The following is a 21,326-nucleotide window of genomic DNA, read 5'->3' as shown; positions in this document are numbered from 1 at the left end:
CGATCCGACGGGTGCCGCCTATGACGGGCAGCCCGACGCTGACCAAGACAACGACGCAGACGCCGGCGACGCTTCATCGTCCGGCGTCAGGGAATGACGATGGACCATTTCGAATATCGCGACGGCGTGCTCTACAGCGAAGACGTTCCGCTAGCCCAGGTGGCCGAGCGTTTCGGCACCCCCTGCTACGTCTATTCACGGGCTACGCTCGAACGCCACTACCGCGCCTATGCCGAAGCGCTGGGCAGCCACCCGCACCTGATCTGCTATGCAGTCAAGGCCAACTCCAACCTGGCGGTGCTGAACCTGCTTGCACGGCTCGGCGCCGGCTTCGACATCGTCTCGCAGGGCGAGCTCGAGCGTGTGCTGGCCGCCGGCGGCGACCCGGCCAAGGTGGTGTTCTCCGGTGTCGCCAAGCAGGCCGACGAGATGATCCGCGCGCTGGAGGTCGGCATCAAGTGCTTCAACGTCGAGTCGTTGCCGGAACTGGAGCGCCTGGATGCCGTGGCCGCCAGCCTGGGCAAGGTCGCCCCAGTGTCGCTGCGCGTCAATCCCGATGTCGACGCCCGCACCCACCCATACATTTCCACCGGGCTCAAGGCCAACAAGTTCGGCATCGCCATCGAACAGGCACTGGACGTCTACGAACGCGCCGCGGCCCTGCCCAACGTCGAGCCGGTGGGCATCGACTGCCACATCGGCTCGCAGCTCACCGAGCTGGCGCCGTTCCTCGATGCTCTGGACCGCCTGCTGGTGCTGCTTGACCGGCTCAAGGAACGCGGCATCCGTATCGAGCACCTCGACCTGGGTGGCGGTCTCGGCGTGCCCTACCAGGGCGAGACGCCACCGGCACCGTTCGACTATGCTCGCGCCCTGCTCGAGCGCCTCTCGGCCTGGGACAGCAGCCGCAACCTGACCCTGCTGTTCGAGCCGGGTCGCTCGATCGCCGCCAATGCCGGCGTACTGCTGACTCGCGTCGAGTACCTGAAGCCCGGCGAGACCAAGAACTTCGCCATCGTCGATGCCGGCATGAACGATCTGATCCGGCCGTCGCTCTACCAGGCCTGGCAGGCGATCATCCCTGTCGATACTCGCGCGCCGCGTGACACCGCCACCTATGACGTGGTCGGCCCGGTCTGCGAGACCGGCGATTTCCTGGGCAAGGATCGCGAGCTGGCCGTGGAGGCCAATGACTTGCTGGCAGTACGCTCGTCGGGAGCCTACGGCTTCGTGATGGCCTCGAACTACAACAGCCGCCCGCGCCCGGCGGAAGTCATGGTCGACGGCGACCGTACGCACCTGGTGCGTCGCCGCGAGCGTCTCGAGGACCTGTGGGCCGGAGAAACGCTGTTGCCGGAGATGCGCTGATGCTGTTGCATTTCACCAAGATGCACGGGCTGGGCAACGACTTCATGGTTGTCGATCTGGTCACCCAGCGAGCGCGCTTCGACGAGGCGTGCATCCGTCAGCTTGCCGACCGCCATTTCGGCATTGGCTTCGACCAGTTGCTGGTCGTCGAGCCGCCGCGCGACCCGGACATGGACTTTCGCTACCGCATCTACAACGCTGATGGCAGCGAAGTGGAAAATTGTGGCAACGGGGCGCGCTGCTTCGCGCGTTTCGTCTGCGATCAGCGTCTGACCCACAAGCGCGAGATCCGCGTCGAGACTCAGGGCGGCCCGTTGACCCTGGTCATCGAGGACGATGGTCGGGTACGCGTGAACATGGGTGCGCCGCGCTTTGCCCCGGACGCAGTCCCCTTCGATGCCGCCGAGGATCGCCCGCTGCATGACCTGGAGGTCGACAGCGAGACGCTACGCGTCGGCGTGGTGTCGATGGGCAATCCTCATGCCGTCCTGCAGGTCGAGAACGTGGATAGCGCACCGGTGGAGCGGCTGGGGCCGGCGATCGAGTCCCATCCTCGCTTTCCGCGCCGGGTCAATGCCGGCTTCATGCAGGTCGTGTCCCGTCACGCCATACGCCTGCGCGTCTACGAACGCGGTGCAGGCGAGACGCTGGCCTGCGGCACTGGCGCCTGTGCCGCCGTTGCCAGCGGCATTCGCCAGGGCCTGCTGGAAAGCCCGGTGGATGTCGAGTTGCCCGGCGGTTCACTGACCCTGGAGTGGGCCGGCGACGGCGAGCCCCTGTTCATGACCGGCCCCGCCGTGCGGGTGTTCGACGGTCGAGTGCCGCTCGGCTGAAGTGCCGCACGATCATGAGGTAACCATCATGTCCCAAGCCCAAGCTCCTGATCCCCGTCAGACGCTGTCCCCGGAAGCGGTGGCCCGCTGGCTGGCCCGGCATCCCGACTTCTTTGTCGGGCGCGAGGGATTGCTGCAGCAGCTCAAGGTCCCGCACCCGGAAACCCAGGGCGCGATTTCGCTGCTCGAGCGCCTGGTGCTCGATCTGCGCGAACGGGCCGAGGGTGCCGAATGGCGCCTGGAACAATTGCTCGAGTCGGCACGCCATAACGAGTCGCAGTACCGACGCACCCGTGAGCTGATCCTGGCGCTGCTCGAGGCCGAGGACAGCGATGCGCTGGGCCAGGCCTTGGCGACCCAGCTTTCGGAGCGTTTCCGGACCCAGTCGGTGGCACTGTGGTGTGCCCCGAGCCTGACCGATCGTGAGCCGCAGCCCCCTCAGCCGCCGCGCTTCGTGCTCGATGAGACCGCCGGCACCCGGCTCGCCGCGCTGCTCGATGGCCGCACCAGCCGCTGCCGGCGCCTGTCACGCAAGGACTGGCAGCGTCTGCTGCCGCATATCGAACCGCCGAATCAGGCCGGTTCCTGCGCGCTGACGCGCCTGACCCTGGGCGAGCCCCTCGGCTACCTGATTCTGGCCAGCCACGATACCGAGCACTTCCGCGCTAGCCTGGACACGCTGTTCACCGAATATCTCGGCGATGTCGTGGTCCGCCTGCTGGTGCGGCAGACGCCCGGCCAGTGAATGCCGGTGATCTATGAATGACGCCGTCGAGCATTTCCTGTCCCAGCTGGCCCGGCAGGCCAGCCCGGCCACGGTGGACGCCTATCGCCGCGACCTGAACGCCCTGCAGGCCTACCTCACGGAACAGGGAGTCGACGACTGGCAGAGGCTGGATGCCGCCTGGGTCAGGCGTTTTCTGGGCAGGGAGCGCAGTCGTGGCCTGGCCCCACGCAGCCTGGCACGCCGTCGTGCTGCCCTGGCGCGCTTCGCCGAGGCACTGGTAAGCCAGGGCGTGCTGTCACTCAATCCGGTCAGGCTGATCCGCACACCCCGCCAGCCCCAGCACCTGCCACGTCCCGTGGACGTCGACCAGTTGGCGCGGTTTCTCGATACGCCGCACGACGGGACGCCACTGGCGATCCGCGACCAGGCAATGCTCGAACTGTTCTACTCCTGTGGCCTGCGCCTGGCCGAGCTTGCCGCGCTGAATCTCGGCAACCTCGACACACGTCGCGTGCGGGTAGTAGGCAAGGGCAGCAAGCCGCGCCAGGTCCCGCTCGGCCAGCGTGCGCGCCAGGCACTGGATGCCTGGCTCGAGGTGCGCGGCGAGCTTGCCGGCCCCGAGGAGCCGGCCTTGTTCGTCGGCCAACGCGGCCGGCGCCTCGGTCATCGCGCCATTCAGCAGCGACTGGCCGGTTGCGCCATTGCCCGAGGCCTGCCGGAACACCTGCACCCGCACCGCCTGCGCCACTCGTTTGCCAGCCATCTACTGGAGTCCAGCCAGGACCTTCGCGCCGTCCAGGAACTGCTGGGCCACGCCAATCTGGCGACTACCCAGGTCTACACCCGGCTCGACTGGCAGCACCTGGCCAGCGCCTACGATGCCGCTCATCCCCGGGCCCGCCGCCAGCGCCGAACCCCCGGTGACGACCCGACTGCCTGAGGCCCCTACCATGGCACTGATCGATACCCTGACCTTCGACCTCGACGACACCCTGTGGGACAACCACCCGGTCATGGAGCGCGCCGAGCACGAACACCATGCCTGGCTCGACGACGCCTTGGCCACCTGGCTCGACGAGACCGTGGTCGACGAGGCGATACGCCGGCTGGGCCGCTACAGCGAGGGCTATACGCTGGAGCATTATCTGCAGCGCCGCCTGGACGTGGCCCGGCGGCATCCGCTGCGACGCGGCGACTTCACCTGGCTGCGCGAACGCGCGCTGGTCGAATTGCTCGAGGAGTTCGGCCTGCCGCGCAGCGCCGCTCACCTGTGGGCGGCGGCGGCCATCGAGCGCTTCCTGACCTTGCGCCACGAGCTGACCCCCTACCCCGAGGTCGTGCCGATGCTCGACGACCTGCGCTCTCGCTACGGGCTGGCGGCCATCACCAACGGCAACGCCGACCTTCGGCGCCTGGAACTGGCCCATCACTTTTCGGTGATTATCGCCGCGGGGGAGATGCTCACGCCCAAGCCCGATGCACGACCGTTTCTGGCGGCGCTGGCCCGCCTGGGCAGCACGCCCTCGCGAGCGCTGCATGTCGGCGATTCGTGGAACGAGGACGTCCTGCCGGCCTGGCGGCTGGGCATGCGCGTCGCCTGGATCGACAAGCGCAACGAGCGACCGGCGTCACTACCCGACGGCGTCTACCGGCTCGCCCATGTGCGGGAACTGCCAGCGCTACTCGAGCGGCTCGGCCGCTGAGGGCGCCAGCCAAGCGTCCAGGCGCGACCTGGCCTCGTCCAGCCCCTGCTTCTTGAGTGCCGAGAACAGCTGCACGCTGACCAGGTCTTCCCATTCGCGCAGGCGCCGGCGCACCTGCAGCAGGCTGTTCTTGGCCGCCCCCGGCTTGAGCTTGTCGGCCTTGGTCAGCAGGATGTGCACGGGCATGTCCTGCTCGTCGGCCCAGCCCAGCATCATCTCGTCGAACTCGGTCAGCGGATGGCGCACGTCCATCAGCAGCACCAGCCCCTGCAAGGACTCGCGCCGCTGCAGGTACGCCGCCAAGTGGCGCTGCCATTCGAGCTTGACCTTCTCGGGCACCTTGGCAAAGCCATAGCCGGGCAGGTCGACCAAGCGGCACTGCGTGTCGTCGCCCACGCTGAAGAAATTGATCAACTGGGTGCGGCCCGGCGTCTTGGAGGTGCGCGCCAAGGCTTTCTGCTGGGTCAGTGCGTTGATCGCACTGGACTTGCCGGCATTGGAACGTCCGGCAAAAGCGACCTCATGGCCGGCATCGGGCGGGCACGTTGCCAACGTCGGCGCGCTGGTCATGAATCGGGTAGCGTGGTAGTTGAGGCGGGTCACGACGGGTCTCTTTCTGGCTAAGCGGCCCCGAGTGGCGATCATCGGAGAATCTGTCATGGGCCACGTGCGGCAATATGGCCACATTCACGCCACAGAGGGGATTCGATATACTGCCCCAGCAGTTGTTGTCGCCTTGGGCCGGGTTAGTGTACCACTCGGTACGCGACGGTCGCGAACGCTTGGCCTGTCGGCGCTTCCGGCACGTGAGCCTGCAACCCGACATAACATAATGAAACGGCATAGTGGATTAGCGATGAGAAAGTTACTGGCAAGCCTGACTATCACTCTTGGTCTGGTGGGCACGGCTCACGCTCAGGTCGAGGGCAATCCTTCCGCAGGCCGCGAAAAGGCGCAGGTCTGTGCAGCCTGTCATGGCCAGCAGGGCATCAGCGCGGCTCCGACCTTTCCCAACCTGGCGGGACAGCAACCCAATTACCTGATCAAGCAGATTACCGATATCCGTGACGGCGAACGCGTAGTGCCGCAGATGGCGGGCATCGTCGACAACCTCAGCGAGCAGGACATTGCCGACCTGGCCGCCTACTACGCCAATCAACCCGCCAACCTGGGTCAGGCCGACCCCGAACTCGCCCAGCGCGGGCTCGAGCTCTACAAGGCCGGCAGCCTCGCCAAGGGCCTTCCCGCCTGCATGGCCTGCCACACCCCGACCGGCGAAGGCATCAATACCGCCCGTTACCCAGCATTGTCCGGCCAGCATCCCGAGTACACCGTGAGTACGCTGAAGGCGTTTGCCAGCGGTGAGCGTGACAACGACCCCAACGCCATCATGCGCGATATTGCCTCCAAGATGAGCGACAGCGACATGGAAGCCGTGGCCAATTACGTCTATGGTCTGAACTGATCGTCGGTACTGACGCTCGGCATCTTCAAGCAAGGCGGCTTCGGCCGCCTTGTGTCGTTACGTCTCGGGAACCGTCTTCCAGGTTCGCGTTCAAAGACGCGGGCGGGGCCGCAGCCCCACGCCGCAGTTTCTGGTACCTTAAGTAGAAAACCGCCAAGCACTTCAAGGAGACGTGGCACATGCTGAAACACTGGATCGCGGCAATTGCCGGACTTGGACTGTCGACGATGGCCATGGCCGCCCCGGTCGCGGGCGAGGATTATCAGGTGCTCGACGAGCCGGTGGAAACCCGTGTCGACCAGGGACAGATCGAGGTGACCGAGGTCTTCTGGTACGGCTGCCCGCACTGCTATAACCTGGAAGAGCCGCTCAACGCCTGGGTAACCGAGCTGCCCGAGGATGTCACCTTCCAGCGCTTGCCAGCGACCATGGGCGATGTCTGGACGACCCATGCCACGGCCTTCTACGCCGCCCAGCAGCTCGGCATCCTTGACAAGCTCCACGAGGACTTCTTCGATGCGATCCATCAGGACGGGCGCAAGCTCGCCGATACCGACGAGATCGCCGAGTTCTTCAGCAACTATGGCGTGAGCGAAGAGGAGGCCAAGGATGCCCTGACCTCGTTCGGCGTCAAGAGCCAGATCAACCGCGCCCATGCCACGATGCGTGCCTACAAGCTGATGGGCGTCCCGGCGCTGGTCGTCGATGGCCGCTATGTCATCACCCCCAGCAGCGCCGGCAGTCTCGAGAACATGCCGCAGATCGCCAGTGCGCTCATCGAGCAGGTGCGTGACGAAGACAGCAGCCAAGGAGAGTGACGTGACGCACGCGCGAGCCATGCATAAAGGCCGTGCAGACACGCTGCGCCTGCTGACGTACAACCTGCAGGTCGGCATCCACACCTCGGCCTATCACCACTACATCACCCGCAGTTGGCAGCACCTGCTGCCACACTCGAAGCGGCTGGGGCGACTCGATATGCTCAGCGAGGTGCTGGGTCGCTTCGATATTGTCGGCCTGCAGGAAGTCGATGGCGGCAGCTTCCGTTCGGGAAACGTCAATCAGGTGGAATACCTCGCCCACCGGGCGGGGTTTGCCTTTCATTACCAGCAGCTGAATCGCAACCTGGGCCGTGTAGCCCAGCACAGCAACGGCCTGCTGTCTCGTGTAGCGCCGAGCCATATCGAGGAGCACCGCCTGCCCGGCACCCTGCCCGGGCGTGGCGCCATTCATGCCCGATTCGGTGAAGGGCCCGATGCTCTGCATGTATTCGTTGCTCACCTGGCACTGAGCCACCGCGGCCGCACACGCCAGCTCGACTACCTCAGCGAGCTGATCACGCCACTCAAGCACGTGGTGGTCATGGGTGACCTCAACTGTACACCCGATCAGTTGCACGCCCATTCGCGATTCTGCACCTCGCTGCCACTGCATCCGGTGCGTCCACTGCTGAGCTACCCCTCCTGGCAGCCGAGCCGGGCGCTGGATCATATCCTGCTCTCCTCGTCACTCGAGGCCGGCGAGATCATGGCGCTGGATCCGCTGGCCTCGGATCACCTGCCGCTGGCAGTGGACATTCACCTGCCCGAATCATGTCGGCAGGCCATTTCCCTCTTGTCAGACCAATGATCCATTGCCGTGGTGGCGGTCAGCGGGCACGCTAGCGTAGATTTTGCGTGAAGCGCGGCCATTCCTGACGTCACGGCCACAAGCCGGACTGTGCGAAGATAGGCCCCCTGGCATGCCGTGTACGCACCCTGTGGGCAGCGACACGACGTTCCAGGAAAAATAACGGCGCAAAACGCCTAGTACTGAGAGGGTTCCATGAATCGTGCTTCGTCCGTGCCGGCTCCCCTGGCCTGGATAGACGTCGTCACCGAGCGGTTGGGCAAGGCGCTTGCCTGGCTGATCATCGTGATGATGCTGATCCAGTTCCTGATCGTGGTGCTGCGCTACATCTTCAACTTCAATAGCATTCCCATGCAGGAGTCGGTCATGTACATGCATGCCCTGGTCTTCCTGCTGGCCGCGTCCTATACCCTCAAGCACGACGGTCATGTACGCGTCGACATCTTCTATCGGGGATTCTCGGCCCGACGCAAGGCTTGGGTCGACCTGTTCGGGACGCTGTTCCTGCTGTTCCCTGTCATGATCTTCATTTTCGTCTCGAGCCTGGGTTACGTCGGCAAGTCATGGGCGATTTTCGAAGGCTCCCCGGACACTGGCGGCATCCCTGCCGTGTTCCTGCTCAAGACGTTGATTCCGGTGTTCGCCGTGCTGATGATCCTGCAGGGGATCGCCGAACTCATCCGCAATGTCCTGATCATTACCGGCCGCATCACGCCGCCGCCCCATGACGACGATCACCTCGAGGAGCGCGTGTAATGTTCGACTACATGGCGCTCGTCCTGTTCGCTGTCATCTGTATCGTTCTCATGTTCGGCTACCCGGTGGCACTGTCGCTGGCCGGTACCGCGCTGGCCTTTGCCGGCCTTGGCCTGGGGCTCGATGCCATCGGTATCGATGCCAACTTCGACCCGGCCTTCCTGTCGGCCCTGCCCAACCGTCTCTACGGCATCATGTCCAACTCGACGCTGCTGGCCGTGCCGTTGTTCGTGCTGATGGGCGTACTGCTGGAGAAATCCAAGGTCGCCGAGACCCTGCTCGACGCCATGGCGCTACTGTTCGGCTCGCTGCGCGGTGGCCTGGGCATCTCGGTGACCATCGTCGGCATGATGCTGGCCGCCTCGACCGGTATCGTCGGTGCCACCGTGGTCACCATGGGATTGCTGTCGCTGCCGACCATGCTCAAGCGTGGCTACAGCCAGTCCCTGGCCACCGGTACGATCTGCGCCACCGGCACCCTGGGCCAGATCATTCCGCCTTCCATCGCCCTGGTGCTGCTCGGCGACGTACTCTCGTCCGCCTATCAGCAGGCGCAGTTGTCGATGGGCATCTTCAGCCCCAAGACCGTATCGGTGGGCGACCTGTTCATGGGCGCCATCGTGCCGGGTCTGATCCTTGTCGTGCTATACATCATTTATGTGGCCACCGTCGCCTGGCTCAAGCCCTCGGCCGCCCCTCCCGCCGATCGTGAAGAACTGATGGCCGAACTCGGCCATCAGGGCAACCTGGGCACGTTGTTGCTCAAGGGTCTGGTACCGCCGATCGTGCTGATCATCGCCGTGCTGGGCTCGATCCTTGGCGGCTTTGCCACGCCCACCGAGGCGTCGGCGGTGGGTGCCTTCGGTGCGCTGGTGCTGGCGCTGGCCTACCGCAAGCTGGATTTCGCCACCCTCAAGGAAGTGGTGCGCTCGACGACGCACGTCACCACCATGGTCTTTTTGATCCTGATCGGTGCCGCGCTGTTCTCGCTGGTGTTCCGCGCCTACGGCGGCGAGGAACTGGTCGTGCACCTGTTCGATAACATGCCCGGTGGTGTGGTCGGTGCGACGATCATCGTGATGCTGGTGATCTTCCTGCTCGGCTTCATCCTCGACTTCATCGAGATCACCTTCGTGGTGGTGCCGATCGTCGGTCCGGTCCTGCTGGCCATGGGCCTCGACCCGATCTGGCTGGGCATCATGATCGCCATCAACCTGCAGACCTCGTTCCTGACGCCGCCGTTCGGCTTCGCGCTGTTCTACCTGCGGGGCGTGGCGCCGGACACGGTGCCGACCACGGCGATCTATCGGGGCGTGATTCCCTTCATCGTGCTGCAGCTGGGCATGCTGGTCGCCCTGGCCTTGGTGCCGGAGCTGGCAACTTGGCTACCGGCACAGTTCTGATAGGGAATGGTCCAGACTGACTCGTGTGATGGCGGTGGGCAGACCGCCTACCGTCACACGATGACAACCCTAGGCGCACGATGCGCTCAACGACACAATAAGGGGAAATGCGCTATGCAACTCAAGTCACTTGCCGCAGCAATCGCCATGACCAGTGCCGCCACCGGCCTGGGCCTGGCGACCGCACTCGACAACCCCGCCCACGCGCAGGAAACCTACGAATGGAAGATGGTCACCTCGTGGCCGAAGAACTTCCCCGGCGTTGGCCAGGGGCCGGAGCGCCTGGCCGAACTGGTCGAGAAGATGTCCGATGGCCGCCTGACCATCGAGGTCTACGGGGCCGGCCAGCTGGTACCGGGCTTCGAGGTCTTCGATGCCGTGGCCGAAGGCACCGCCGAGATGGGCCACTCCGCGTCCTACTACTGGAAGGGCAAGGCACCTGCCGCCCAGTTCTTCGCCGCCGTGCCATTCGGCATGAACGCGCAGGAAATGAATGCCTGGCTGCAGTATGGCGGCGGCATCGAGCTGTGGAACGAGCTGTATGATCAGTTCGGCGTCGAGGTCATGACGGCGGGCGCCTCGGGCGTCCAGATGGGCGGTTGGTTCAACAAGGAAATCAATTCGGTCAAGGACCTCGAAGGGCTCAAGATGCGTATGCCCGGCCTCGGCGGTGAGGTCATGAGCCGCATGGGCACGGCCATCGTCAATATGCCGGGTGGCGAAATCTTTACCTCGCTGCAGTCCGGCGCCATCGACGCCACCGAGTGGATCGGGCCGTACAACGACCTGGCCTTCGGCCTGCACCAGGCGGCGGATTACTACTACTATCCGGGCTGGCACGAGCCGACCGTGATGTTCGAGGCCATCGTCAACGAAGACGCCTACAACGAGCTGCCAGCCGACCTGCAGGCGATCCTCCAGACCGCCGTGCACGACGTGAATCTATCGGTGCTCAACGAGTACACCGCACGCAACAACGATGCGCTGCAGACACTGGTCGAAGAGCATGGCGTCGAGTTGCGCCGCTTCCCCGACGACGTACTGGCTGAAGCCAAGAAGCACTCCCAGGCCGTCGTGCAGGAACTGGCCGAGACCAACGAGATGGCCAAGAAGATCTACGACTCCTACAGCGCCTTCCAGGATAAGGTCGAGAATTACCACGCCATTTCCGAACAGGCGTACTACAACGCCCGCAACCCGGACGGCGATACCACCACGACCCAGCAGCAGTAAGAAGCACTGGTTCCTGCAGATCACCGGGCCCGCTCAGCGGGCCCGGTTTTTTTGGGCTTCACGTACGATCGGCTTCCCTACGCTTAACCGTTCAGGGTACCCATGGCCCGCACCCATTCGATCATCGGTGCCGGATAGATACCCAGCAGCACGACCAGCAGCGCCAGCCCCAGCACCATGACCCCACCGGCACGTATGCCCCAGTTGTGCGGTGCGTCGCGGCTCTGCATGCCCGGCTCGACCAGGTACAGCGTGACCATCACACGCAGGTAGTAGTACAGGCCGATGGCGCTGCCTACCACGATACCTCCGACCAGCCACCAGCGTTCTGCCTCGACGCCCAACGCGATGATGTAGAACTTGCCGATGAAGCCCGCTGTGAAGGGAATGCCGGCCAGCGACAACATGGTCACGGTGAGCACGGCGGTCAGGTAGGGCCGTCGCCAGAACAGGCCGCGAAAATGGTGAAGCCCTGCAGCGTCCCGTCCGCCGTAGGGGCTCGACAGCAGGGTGACTACCCCGAATGCGCCGAGCGTGGTGATCAGGTAGGTGACCAGGTAGACCGCACCGGTTTCCGCCGCCAACCCGTCGCTGACCACCAAGGCGACCAGCAGGTAACCGAAGTGAGCGATCGACGAGTAACCAAGCAGACGCTTGAGGTTGGCCTGGGTCAGTGCCAGCAGGTTGCCGACCAGCATGGTGAGTAGCGCCAATGCCGCCAACAGATCGTGCAGCCAGGCATCCTCGAAGGCCGGCGCCGACAGCACCAGGCGCAGCAGCACGACGAATACCGCCACCTTGCTGGCCGAGGCAAGGAACGTCGCGGCCGGCCCCGGCCCGCCCTCATAGACATCCGGCGTCCATAGATGAAACGGCACGATCGACAGCTTGAAGCCCAGCCCTACCAGCATCAGGCCGGCACCGGCCAGCCCCCAGGGGCCGGGTCCCTCGACGAGGCTCGCCGACAGGCCGGCCAGGTCCAGGCGGCCGGTCTGGGCATACAGCAGCGCCATGCCGAACAGCAGAAATGCCGTGCCCGCCGCTGACAGCACCAGGTACTTGATGCCGGCCTCCAGCGAGCGCCGTTCATGGAAGGTGTAGGCGAGCATGCCGTAGAGGGGCATCGACAGCAGTTCGAGGCCGAAGAACAGCGTCGCCAGATGCTGGCTGGCCGCGAGCACCAGGCCGCCAGCAGCGGCACACAGCAGCAGCAGGTAGAACTCCTCACGCGGCCCGCCGTAATGCTCGAGATAGGCATGGGCCAGCGTGGCACAGGCCAGCGACGAGACGAGGATCAGCACGGCAGCGAACATCGCCAGCCCATCCACGGCCAGCAACGGCGTCTCGAGCGGCGCCACCTGCCAGACAATCAGCAGCGACAGCAGAGCGAGGTTGAGCCCCACTACACTGACGAAGGCAGTCCCCGAGTGATGGCGCCGCCAGGCGATGCCCAGCATCACCACGACGGCCGTGACACAGACCAGGATCAGCGGCAGCAGCGCAACGAGGTGCGTCAAGGTCAGCGTCATGAGACCCCCATCGGCAGCGTGGTGGAAAGCGCGTCAGCCGCGCCGAACAGGCGTTGGACTTCGAGCATGGCGGCATCGGTGGTGTTGAGCAGCAACTGCGGGTACAGGCCGAACAGCAGCACCAGCGCCAGCAGGCCGAGCATCATGAGGAACTCGCGCCGGTCGAGTCCGGCCAGTGGAGCGTCGTCCTGGGCCGGACCGAAATGCACACGCTGCATGAGCAACAGCGAGTAGACGGCAGCCAGGATCAGGCCGGCGCTGGCGATCGCCACCGTCCAGGGCGCGACCGGGAAACTGCCGAACAGCACCATGAACTCGCCGATGAAGTTGGCCGTCCCCGGCATGCCCAGCGAGGCAGCGGAAAAGCACAGCGTGAACCCCGGCAGGCTGCCCAGGCGACCCCACAGGCCACCCATCTCGCGCATGTCGCGGGTATGCAGGCGCTCGTAGAGCTGCCCGCTGAGAATGAACAGGCCGGCTGCCGAGAAGGCATGCGCCACCATCAGCATGACCACGCCCTGCAGGGCCAGTTCGGTGCCGGCATAGATACCGATGAGCACGAAGCCCATGTGCGAAATACTGGTATAGGCGATCAGTCGCTTGACGTCGTGCTGACCGCAGGCCAGCACCGCGCCATAGAAGATGCCCACCAGCCCCAGCGCCATCGCCACCGGCGCAAAGGCCTGAGAGGCCTCGGGAAACAGCGGCAGCGCAAAGCGCAGCATGCCGTAGGCCGCGGTCTTGAGCAGGATACCCGCCAAGTCGACACTGCCCGCGGTCGGGGCCTGGGCATGCGCGTCGGGCAGCCAGCCATGCAGGGGCACCACCGGCAGCTTGACCGCAAAGGCAATGAAGAACCCCAGCATCAGCCACATGGCCAGGTCGTCGGACAGCGGCGTGTTGCGCAGGGCGTCGTAGCTGAACGTATATTCCCCGGTATTGGCGTGATGCACGAAGACCAGCCCAAGGATGGCCACCAGCATCAGCAGCCCGCTGGCCTGGGTGTAGATGAAGAACTTGGTGGCGGCAGTGATGCGTGTCTTGCCCTCCGAGCCGCTGTGTCCCCACAGCGCAATCAGGAAGTACATCGGCACCAGCATCATTTCCCAGAAGAAGAAGAACAGGAACAGGTCGATGGCCAGGAACACCCCGACCACCCCGCCGAGAATCCACAGCAGGTTGAGATGGAAGAAACCGACCCTGCGCACGATCTCGTTCCAGGAACACAGCACCGCCAGCACACCGAGAAAGCCGGTCAACGCGATCAGTACCAGCGACAGGCCATCCAGCGCCAGGTGCACCTCGATGCCGAAGCGCGGAATCCACGCCGTGCGCCACTCCATCGACCAGCGCACCGCCTCGCTGGCGGCCGTAGGATCGGGGAGATGGTATTCGCCCTGGAACCACAGGCCGAGGGTGATCAGCAGGACCAGCCCCATGGTGCCCAGTGCGATCCAGCGCGGCGCCATCCCGCCCCAGCGCTCTGCCTGCCAGCACAGCAACCCGCCAATGAAGGGAATCAGAATCAGCCAGACCAGCGTCATAGATGTCGCATTCCTTGTCGTCTTGTCATCACGGCTCCCCCGACGGCGTCGGCCTGACGGCCAACGCTACGCCCCCAGCGTCAATAACAGCACCACGACGGTGGCGCCGACCACCATCGTGGTGGCATACCAGCGCAGCCGCCCGGTCTGCGTGCGCGACAGCCCCTGGTGCAGCAGGCCCGCCAGCCAGGCCACCCGAGCAAAGGTGCGGTCGAGCAGGTCACTGCGCAGCCACTTCACCATGCCCTGGTAGGGTTTCACCAGCGTACGGTCGAAGAAGGCATCAAATCCCCAGGCGGCATACCACAGCGTGCGCAACCTGGCGCCCCAGCCCTGGGCGACCCGCTCGCGCAGCCAGGCCCGCCGGGCCAGGAACAGCCACGCCGCCAGCGCGATACCCGCCAGGGCGACCCCGGCCGCGACGATCTCGAGTGCAAGCGCCCCGCCATGCCCAGCCTCTTCCGCCGCAGGCAGCACGCCTTGCAACGGCGGGGTGATCCACGCGCCGAGAAACGTCGAGAGAATGGCCAGCACAACCAGCGGCGCGCCATGCACCAGACCGCGTCCGGGCTCGGCATGCCGGGCATTGTCGCTCTTCGGCTCGCCATGGAAGGTATTGATGATCAAGCGCACGGTGTAGATCGAAGTCAGGAAGGCGCCGATCAGCCCCGCCAGCATCAGCCCGCCGTGACCGGCCAGCAGTGCCTGGAAGAGAATCTCGTCCTTGCTGTAGAACCCGGCAGTGACCAGCGGCAGCGCGGCCAGTGCCGCCCCACCGACCACGAACCCGCCGTAGGCCAGCGGCAGGCGACGCCACAGCCCGCCCAGGCGTCGCATGTCCTGTTCGTGGTGGCAACTGACAATCACCGCCCCGGCAGACAGGAACAGCAGCGCCTTGAAAAAGGCGTGGGTCATCAGATGGAAAATCGCCGCATCGAAGGCACCCACGCCCAAGGCCAGGAACATGTAGCCGATCTGGCTCATCGTCGAGTAGGCCAGCACGCGCTTGATGTCGGTCTGCGCCAGCGCGGCGAAGCCGGCCAGCAGCAGGGTCAGCGCCCCGATCACGCCGGTCAGGTAGAGCGCTCCCGGCGCCAGCAGGAAGATGCCGTGCAGGCGGGCTATCAGATACACGCCTGCGGTGACCATGGTTGCGGCATGGATCAGCGCCGACACCGGCGTGGGGCCGGCCATGGCATCGGCCAACCAGGTGTGCAGCGGCAGCTGCGCCGACTTGCCCAGCGCCCCACCCAGCAGCAGCAGGGCCGCCAGTTCCACCGTGGCGTCGCCTTCGGCCCAGACCTGCGGCGCCCTCTCGAGCAGCTCGGAAATGTCCAGCGTGCCCAGCTCGCGGAACAGCAGGAACAGGCCAATGGCCAGGAACACGTCGCCGATACGCGTGACGATGAATGCCTTGAAGGCGGCCCAGCCGTTGGCCGCGGTCTGGTAGTAATAGCCGATCAGCAGGTAACTGCACAGGCCGACCCCTTCCCAGCCCAGGAACAGCAGCAGCAGGTTGTCGCCGAGCACCAGCAGGATCATGCTGAACACGAACAGGTTCATGTAGGCATAGAAGCGCGTGATGCCGCTCTCGCCACGCATGTACCAGGCCGCGAACAGATGGATGAGGAATCCCACGCCGGTGATGATGCCGAGCATGGTCAGCGACAGGCCGTCCAGGGCCAGGCCAATGGTGGGCTGGAAGTCACCGACCGCGATCCAGGTCCACAATGTCACCTCGTAGGTGCCGGGCGAAACTAGGTAGGTCCAGGTCAGCAGCGCCGTGATCACGGCTGCCAGCCCGACGCTGGAGACACCGACCCAGGCGCTGTCGGCTTCACCCAGACGACCGCGGGACAGCGACAGGATCAGCGTACCGGCCAGGGGCAGCAGGAAGGTCAGGGGCAGAAACAGCGACATCGGCGACTCCATCATCCTTGCATCCGGCTGGCGGCATCGGTGTCCAGGGTCTTGAAGCGGTGATGCAACTGGATCAACAGCGCCAGGCCCACGCTGGCCTCGGCCGCCGCCAGGGTGATCACCAGCAGGAACATTGCCTGCCCCTCGGGTTGCCCCCAGGCCGTGCCGGCGACAATGAAGGCCAGGGCCGACGCATTGAGCATGATTTCCAGGCTCATCAACACGAACACCATGTTACGGCGGACCATCAGCCCCACCAGCCCCAGCGCGAAGAGGATAGACGCCAGGATCAAGCCGTGCTCCATCGGTATGCCGCTCATGCCCCCTCCTTAGTGCTCGCGTCACGCCCCGGCGTCTGTCGCGGCGTCGACAGTCGTCCAACGTGGGAGGCCGTGACCAGTGCCGCCAGCAGCAGCATCGCCCCCAGCTCCACGACCAGCAGCCAAGGGCCGAACAGCGTCATCCCCACCGCCTTGGCGGTCAGCGTCTCGCCGGCAATGACCATGCCGATGTCGCCCCGCCACAGCGTCACCGCCAGGATCACCAGCAGCAGCGCGGCCAGCACTGCCGGCCCCCGCCAGATGCCGGGCTTCAGCCAGGCTCTTTCCTGGTCGACGACCGCCTCGCCGAGGTTGAGCATCATCACCACGAACACGAACAGCACCATGATCGCCCCGGCATAGACGATGATCTCCAGCGCCCCGGCAAAGGGCGCGCCGAGGGCGAAGAACACCATCGCCACGCCGATCAACGAGACGATCAAGTAGAGCAACGCATGCACCGGGTTGACGCTGACGACCACGCCGAGGGTCGCCAGCACCGCCACCAGACCACTGAGGTAGAAAGCTACTTCCATGTCTTTTCCTTATCTGTGCACTAGGGAAGCAGTGTCTTGACGTCGATGGGCGCTTCCTCATTCTGCGCCCTGCCCTTGTCCTTGCCGGCGATCGCCAGCCCGGCCACCTTGTAGAAGTGGTAGTCATGATCCTTGCCGGGTCCGTTGATCAGCAGGTCGTCCTTCTCGTAGACCAGCTCCTGGCGGCGGTACTCGCTCATCTCGAAGTCGGGGGTCAGTTGGATCGCCGAGGTCGGGCAGGCCTCCTCGCACATGCCGCAGAAGATGCAGCGTGAGAAATTGATGCGGAAGAACTCGGGATACCAGCGACCGTCTTCCTTTTCGCCCTTCTGCAGCGAGATGCAGGCCACCGGGCAGGCCACGGCGCACAGGTTGCAGGCCACGCAGCGCTCCTCACCATCGGGGTCGCGGGTCAGCACGATGCGTCCGCGATAGCGCGGCGGCAGCGGTACCGGCTCGTCGGGATAGTTGAGGGTCTCGCGCTTGCGAAAGCTGTGCATGAAGACCATGCCCAGCGTGCGCAGCTGCGACCAGGTTCCCTCGATCAGCCACTTCAGCATACCGTGACTCCTTGCAGACTCGGATTCATTGCGGCGACACGAGCAGTATCACCGCTCCTGTCACCAGCAGGTTGACCAGTGTCAGCGGCAGACAGACCTTCCAGCCGAAGCTCATCACCCGGTCGTAGCGCGGCCTGGGCAACGAGGCGCGCAGCAGGACGAACAGCATCAGGAAAAAGCCCGTCTTGAGCGCGAACCACACGATGGGCGGCAACAGCGGCCCATGCCAGCCCCCGAAGAACAGGGTGACGATCAGCGCCGAGACCAGCACCATGCCGACATACTCGCCGATGAAGAACATGCCGAACTTCATGCTCGAGTACTCGATGTGGTAGCCATCGGCCAGCTCCTGCTCGGCCTCGGGCTGGTCGAAGGGATGGCGGTGGGTCACCGCGATCCCGGCGATCAGGAAAGTGCAGAAACCGAAGAATTGCGGGATGACGAACCAGAAGCCCTCCTGGGCGTTGACGATCTCGCGCATGTTGAACGAGCCGGCCATGGCTACCACCCCCATCAGCGCCAGGCCCATGAACACCTCGTAGGAGAGTGTCTGCGCCGAGGCACGCATGGCGCCGATCAGGGCGTACTTGTTGCCGCTCGACCAGCCGCCGAACAGCACTGCGTAGACGTTGATGCCGGCCATGGCGAGGAAGAACAGCAGGCCAATGTGCAGGTCCGCCACGCCCCAGCCGGGCGTGATGGGTATGACGATGAAGGAGAGCAGTAGCGACGCCATGGCAATGGCCGGGGCCAGCACGAACAGCGTACGATCGGCGAATGGTGGTATCCAGTCTTCCTTGAAGAAGATCTTGAGCATGTCGGCGACCAGCTGCAGCGTGCCGAACGGCCCTACCCGGTTGGGACCGTAGCGATCCTGCCATAGGCCGAGCAGGCGACGCTCGACGACCGTCATCACCGCCCCCAGCAGCACGGCTCCGAGCAGGATGACCAACGCTTGCAGCATGGCAATGAACGCCGCCTCGACTGTCGGGGTCCACCAGCTCATGGGCGATCCTCCTGGTGATCGTTACGGGGCGGCCTGTCGACGCCGGGCGCGTGGTCCCCCTGGTCGGTGATTGCCGCGTGCAACCAGCCCCATGTCCCCGAGACCATGCCCGCCGAAACCCCTGACGGCAGGCCGACCAGGCCAGCCGGAAAGCCATCGGACGAGTTCAATGGCAGCTCCACGCGCCCTGTCTCGGTCTCGAGCGCTATCGCTTCGCCCTCGGCTAGCCCCAGGCGCTGAACATCCTCGGCGGCCAGAATGATGGCCGGCGGCGCGGCGCGCTCGGCAATCGGCGCGGCCCGCAGCGTGGTTTCCTCGCCACCGAACAGGCGCGGCAGCACCACGACCTGCCAGGCATCGTCGCGCCGCGTGAAGGCGGAAGGTATGTCCTGTGCATAGGTGTAGTCGCCGGGCTGCGGCGCCAGCAGGCGCACCCCGGGGTCGCCGGCGCGCAGATGGCCGCCGACCTCATCCACGAACTTGTTCCAGGCCTGTGGCGAGTTCCAGCCCGGCGCCCAGGCGAAGGCCACTTCCTGACGCGGACGATGGAAGCCGTTGTAGCCTTCCATGGAAAAATTGAACGGTGAGTCGGGATCCTGCGGGGCGCGGGGCTCGCTGACATTCAGGTTGGCACGCATCGCCGTGCGCCCGCTGTAACGGTGCGGCTCGCGGGCCAGCTTGAGCCCTTCGACCCGATAGTCGGCATGCGGCGCGGCATCGACGATGCCGGCCAGTGCGGGATGCCGCTCGGCACACGCGCGGGTCACCTCGTCGAGCGTGACGTCCGCACCACTGCGTCGCTCGAGCCCCGCCTTGAGCACGTGAAGCCAGCGCCAGCTCTCGTGGATGCGTGTCTCGGGGCGGATATAACGCGGATCGAACACTTGAAAGAAGCGCTGTGCGCGGCCTTCCAGGCTGACCAGCGTGCCGTCGCCCTCGGCAAAGGTCGCCGCCGGCAGCCCCAGGTGGGCGTGTTCCCAGGTTCCGGTTCGCTGGTGATCGAGCACGATGACAGTGTCGGCGGCGTCCAGGGCGGCATCGACCTGGCCTTGCGGCAGGCGCTGATAGAGGTCATTTTCGAGGATGACCAGCGCATCGGCGCGATTGGCCTCGATCTCCTTCAGCGCCCACTCCAGCGACTCGCCACCCAGCAGCGCGAGCCCCGTACTGTTGGCCTCGTGGCGCACCAGCGTCAGTCCGGCCTGCCGGGTGCGCCGTGCCAGCGCCCGGGCCACGCTGCCGGCGGCCTCGATGATGGCCTGTGAGCCCAGCGAGCCGCCACTGACGATCAACGGGCGCTGGGCGGCCAGCAACGCTTCGGCGATGCGCCCGGCCTCGTCGCGCATCGCCGGGTCCAGACCGTCCACGGCCGGCGCCGTGTCGTCGATGGCATGGGCAATGGCGAAGCCCAGCCGGGCGATGTCGTCCGGCGCCAGCCGCCAGGTCGTCTCGCCGATGGCATCGAGCCCGGTTGCAGTGGGATAGGCACTGAACAGGGGGTAGAACGTATCCTGGCCCAGCGTCTTGACCGCCTCGGCGTTCCAGCCGGGAATGCCACGCTGCTCGGCAAGCGCATCGCGGCGTCCCAGCACCGCCTGACGCACTGCCAACCCCAGCCGGGCGGCGCTCTGGATCAGGTCCTCGCCGAGCACCAGAACCGCATCGTGCGCCTCCACCTCACGCAGGGTCGGCGTAGCCACGCCGGTCTCGCGATTGAGCCGGTTCATGGCGGTCAGGCAGGCCAGTTCGCGGGCGACGATGCCGGTCGAGAAGTTGTCGTCGCCGACCAGTTCGCGCAGCTGGTGGTTACTTTCCAGGCTGGCGCGCGGCGAACCGATGCCGATCACCCGCCGCGCGGTACGCAACTGGTCGGCGGCCCGCTCCAGCGCGGCATCCACCTCGAGCGTGACCGGCTCATGGCCGTTCTCGTCACGCCATTCGGGGCGGCGTGGCCGGTCGCTGCGATTGACGTAGCCATAGCCGAAGCGACCACGATCACACAGGAAGAAGCGGTTGACCTCACCGTGATAGCGATTCTCGATGCGTCGGATGTCACCGTAGCGCTCACCGGGGCTAATATTGCAGCCCACCGCGCACTGGTGGCAGATGCTCGGCGCGAACTGCAAATCCCACTTGCGGGTGTAATGATCCGAGTGGGTCTGGTCGGTGAATACCCCGGTAGGACATACCTCGGTCAGGTTGCCGGCGAACTCGCTTTCCAGCACGCCTTCCTGATGGCGTCCGAAATAGATGTTGTCATGGGCTCCGAAGGCCCCGAGATCGCCACCGCCGGCATAGTCGCGATAGAAGCGCACGCAGCGATAGCAGGTAATACAGCGGTTCATCTCATGGGCGATGAACGGGCCGAGGTACTGATTGCGGTGGGTGCGCTTGCGAAAGCGGTAGCGGCGCCGGTCATGGCCGGTCATCACGGTCATGTCCTGCAGGTGGCAATGGCCGCCTTCTTCGCACACCGGGCAGTCATGGGGATGGTTGATCATCAGCCACTCGATGACACTCTCGCGAAAGTCGCGGGCCTCGTCGTCATCGATGGAAATGATCGTGTCGTCCTTGGCCGGCGCCATGCACGACATTACCAGCATGCCCTTGGTGTCGTCGGCATCCTTGTACTGCTTGACCGCGCACTGCCGGCAGGCACCCACACTGCCCATGGCCGGATGCCAGCAGAAGTAGGGAATATCCAGCCCCAGCGACAGGCAGGCCTGGAGCAGGTTGTCCGAGCCGTCGACCTCGTAGGCCTTACCGTCCACATGAATCGTCGCCATCAGTGCCT

Annotated in this window: 20 protein-coding genes; 11 read left to right on the top strand and 9 right to left on the bottom strand. The window is 65.2% G+C overall.

From position 1 onward, the window contains the following. The first annotated feature begins 99 nt into the window (after positions 1-99). Genes lysA through BM194_RS08945 form a run of 5 tightly spaced genes read left to right on the top strand, consistent with a single transcriptional unit; the run spans position 100 to position 4,631 of the window. Positions 100-1,368, top strand: a complete 1,269-nt coding sequence (lysA, locus tag BM194_RS08965) for a diaminopimelate decarboxylase (protein WP_092845872.1) — start codon at positions 100-102, stop codon at positions 1,366-1,368. Next, entirely contained in the window at positions 1,368-2,201 is an 834-nt protein-coding gene (gene dapF, locus BM194_RS08960; protein ID WP_092845870.1) for a diaminopimelate epimerase, read from the top strand. The genes lysA and dapF overlap by 1 nt, the downstream gene beginning before the upstream one ends. A gap of 28 nt (positions 2,202-2,229) precedes the next feature. Further along, positions 2,230-2,946, top strand: a complete 717-nt coding sequence (locus BM194_RS08955; RefSeq protein WP_092845868.1) for a DUF484 family protein — start codon at positions 2,230-2,232, stop codon at positions 2,944-2,946. Between the two features lie 13 nt (positions 2,947-2,959). Next, positions 2,960-3,868 (top strand): tyrosine recombinase XerC, encoded by a 909-nt coding sequence (locus BM194_RS08950; RefSeq protein ID WP_092845866.1) that lies wholly within the window; start codon positions 2,960-2,962, stop codon positions 3,866-3,868. Between the two features lie 10 nt (positions 3,869-3,878). Continuing rightward, positions 3,879-4,631 carry an HAD family hydrolase gene (locus BM194_RS08945; protein ID WP_092845864.1) on the top strand — a complete coding sequence of 251 codons (753 nt, stop codon included), beginning with the start codon at positions 3,879-3,881 and terminating at the stop codon, positions 4,629-4,631. Here BM194_RS08945 and yihA read toward each other — a convergent pair. Further along, positions 4,608-5,276, bottom strand: a complete 669-nt coding sequence (yihA, locus tag BM194_RS08940; protein WP_092845862.1) for a ribosome biogenesis GTP-binding protein YihA/YsxC — start codon at positions 5,274-5,276, stop codon at positions 4,608-4,610. The two genes, BM194_RS08945 and yihA, sit on opposite strands and share 24 nt — an antisense overlap. Before the next feature lie 211 nt (positions 5,277-5,487). On the opposite strand from yihA, the gene BM194_RS08935 reads away from it, so the two are divergent. From BM194_RS08935 to BM194_RS08910, 6 genes are all read left to right on the top strand, one after another. After that, a complete protein-coding gene (locus BM194_RS08935; RefSeq protein WP_092845860.1) occupies positions 5,488-6,096 on the top strand; it encodes a c-type cytochrome in 609 nt (202 codons plus the stop codon). A 179-nt stretch (positions 6,097-6,275) separates the two neighbouring features. Further along, entirely contained in the window at positions 6,276-6,914 is a 639-nt protein-coding gene (locus BM194_RS08930; RefSeq protein WP_092845858.1) for a thiol:disulfide interchange protein DsbA/DsbL, read from the top strand. Positions 6,915-6,933: 19 nt separating this feature from the next. Continuing rightward, the gene (locus BM194_RS08925; protein ID WP_092846033.1) at positions 6,934-7,725 is read left to right on the top strand and encodes an endonuclease/exonuclease/phosphatase family protein; all 792 of its coding nucleotides are present in this window, start codon (positions 6,934-6,936) and stop codon (positions 7,723-7,725) included. A 195-nt stretch (positions 7,726-7,920) separates the two neighbouring features. Further along, positions 7,921-8,481: a TRAP transporter small permease subunit gene (locus BM194_RS08920; RefSeq protein ID WP_092845856.1), complete on the top strand. Its 561-nt coding sequence runs from the start codon at positions 7,921-7,923 to the stop codon at positions 8,479-8,481. Continuing rightward, on the top strand, positions 8,481-9,884 hold the full coding sequence (locus BM194_RS08915) for a TRAP transporter large permease (protein ID WP_092845854.1): 1,404 nt from the start codon (positions 8,481-8,483) through the stop codon (positions 9,882-9,884). Before BM194_RS08920 ends, BM194_RS08915 begins: the two co-directional genes overlap by 1 nt. 114 nt (positions 9,885-9,998) lie before the next feature. After that, the gene (locus BM194_RS08910; protein ID WP_092845852.1) at positions 9,999-11,117 is read left to right on the top strand and encodes a TRAP transporter substrate-binding protein; all 1,119 of its coding nucleotides are present in this window, start codon (positions 9,999-10,001) and stop codon (positions 11,115-11,117) included. Between the two features lie 83 nt (positions 11,118-11,200). Here the strand turns inward: BM194_RS08910 and nuoN are convergent, their stop codons facing one another. The 8 genes from nuoN to nuoG form a co-directional block, all read right to left on the bottom strand. Next, a complete protein-coding gene (gene nuoN, locus BM194_RS08905; RefSeq protein ID WP_092845850.1) occupies positions 11,201-12,646 on the bottom strand; it encodes an NADH-quinone oxidoreductase subunit NuoN in 1,446 nt (481 codons plus the stop codon). After that, positions 12,643-14,190, bottom strand: a complete 1,548-nt coding sequence (gene nuoM / locus BM194_RS08900; RefSeq protein ID WP_092845848.1) for an NADH-quinone oxidoreductase subunit M — start codon at positions 14,188-14,190, stop codon at positions 12,643-12,645. Before nuoM ends, nuoN begins: the two co-directional genes overlap by 4 nt. A 66-nt stretch (positions 14,191-14,256) precedes the next feature. Continuing rightward, positions 14,257-16,110, bottom strand: coding sequence for an NADH-quinone oxidoreductase subunit L (gene nuoL / locus BM194_RS08895; RefSeq protein WP_092845846.1), 1,854 nt, complete (start codon positions 16,108-16,110; stop codon positions 14,257-14,259). Positions 16,111-16,121: 11 nt separating this feature from the next. Beyond that, entirely contained in the window at positions 16,122-16,430 is a 309-nt protein-coding gene (nuoK, locus tag BM194_RS08890; RefSeq protein ID WP_092845844.1) for an NADH-quinone oxidoreductase subunit NuoK, read from the bottom strand. Next, complete coding sequence (gene nuoJ, locus BM194_RS08885; protein ID WP_092845842.1) at positions 16,427-16,966, bottom strand: NADH-quinone oxidoreductase subunit J; 540 nt, start codon at positions 16,964-16,966, stop codon at positions 16,427-16,429. The genes nuoK and nuoJ overlap by 4 nt, the downstream gene beginning before the upstream one ends. A gap of 20 nt (positions 16,967-16,986) precedes the next feature. Continuing rightward, a complete protein-coding gene (nuoI, locus tag BM194_RS08880) occupies positions 16,987-17,526 on the bottom strand; it encodes an NADH-quinone oxidoreductase subunit NuoI (RefSeq protein WP_092845840.1) in 540 nt (179 codons plus the stop codon). A 25-nt stretch (positions 17,527-17,551) separates the two neighbouring features. Then, positions 17,552-18,532: an NADH-quinone oxidoreductase subunit NuoH gene (gene nuoH, locus BM194_RS08875; RefSeq protein WP_092845838.1), complete on the bottom strand. Its 981-nt coding sequence runs from the start codon at positions 18,530-18,532 to the stop codon at positions 17,552-17,554. Beyond that, entirely contained in the window at positions 18,529-21,318 is a 2,790-nt protein-coding gene (gene nuoG / locus BM194_RS08870) for an NADH-quinone oxidoreductase subunit NuoG (protein WP_092845836.1), read from the bottom strand. Before nuoG ends, nuoH begins: the two co-directional genes overlap by 4 nt. Positions 21,319-21,326 lie beyond the last annotated feature (8 nt).

Source organism: Modicisalibacter xianhensis, from assembly GCF_900113605.1.
GTDB lineage: Bacteria > Pseudomonadota > Gammaproteobacteria > Pseudomonadales > Halomonadaceae > Modicisalibacter > Modicisalibacter xianhensis.
Note: the sequence above shows the minus strand (reverse complement) of the source record. Positions and strands in the feature narration are given on the sequence as shown.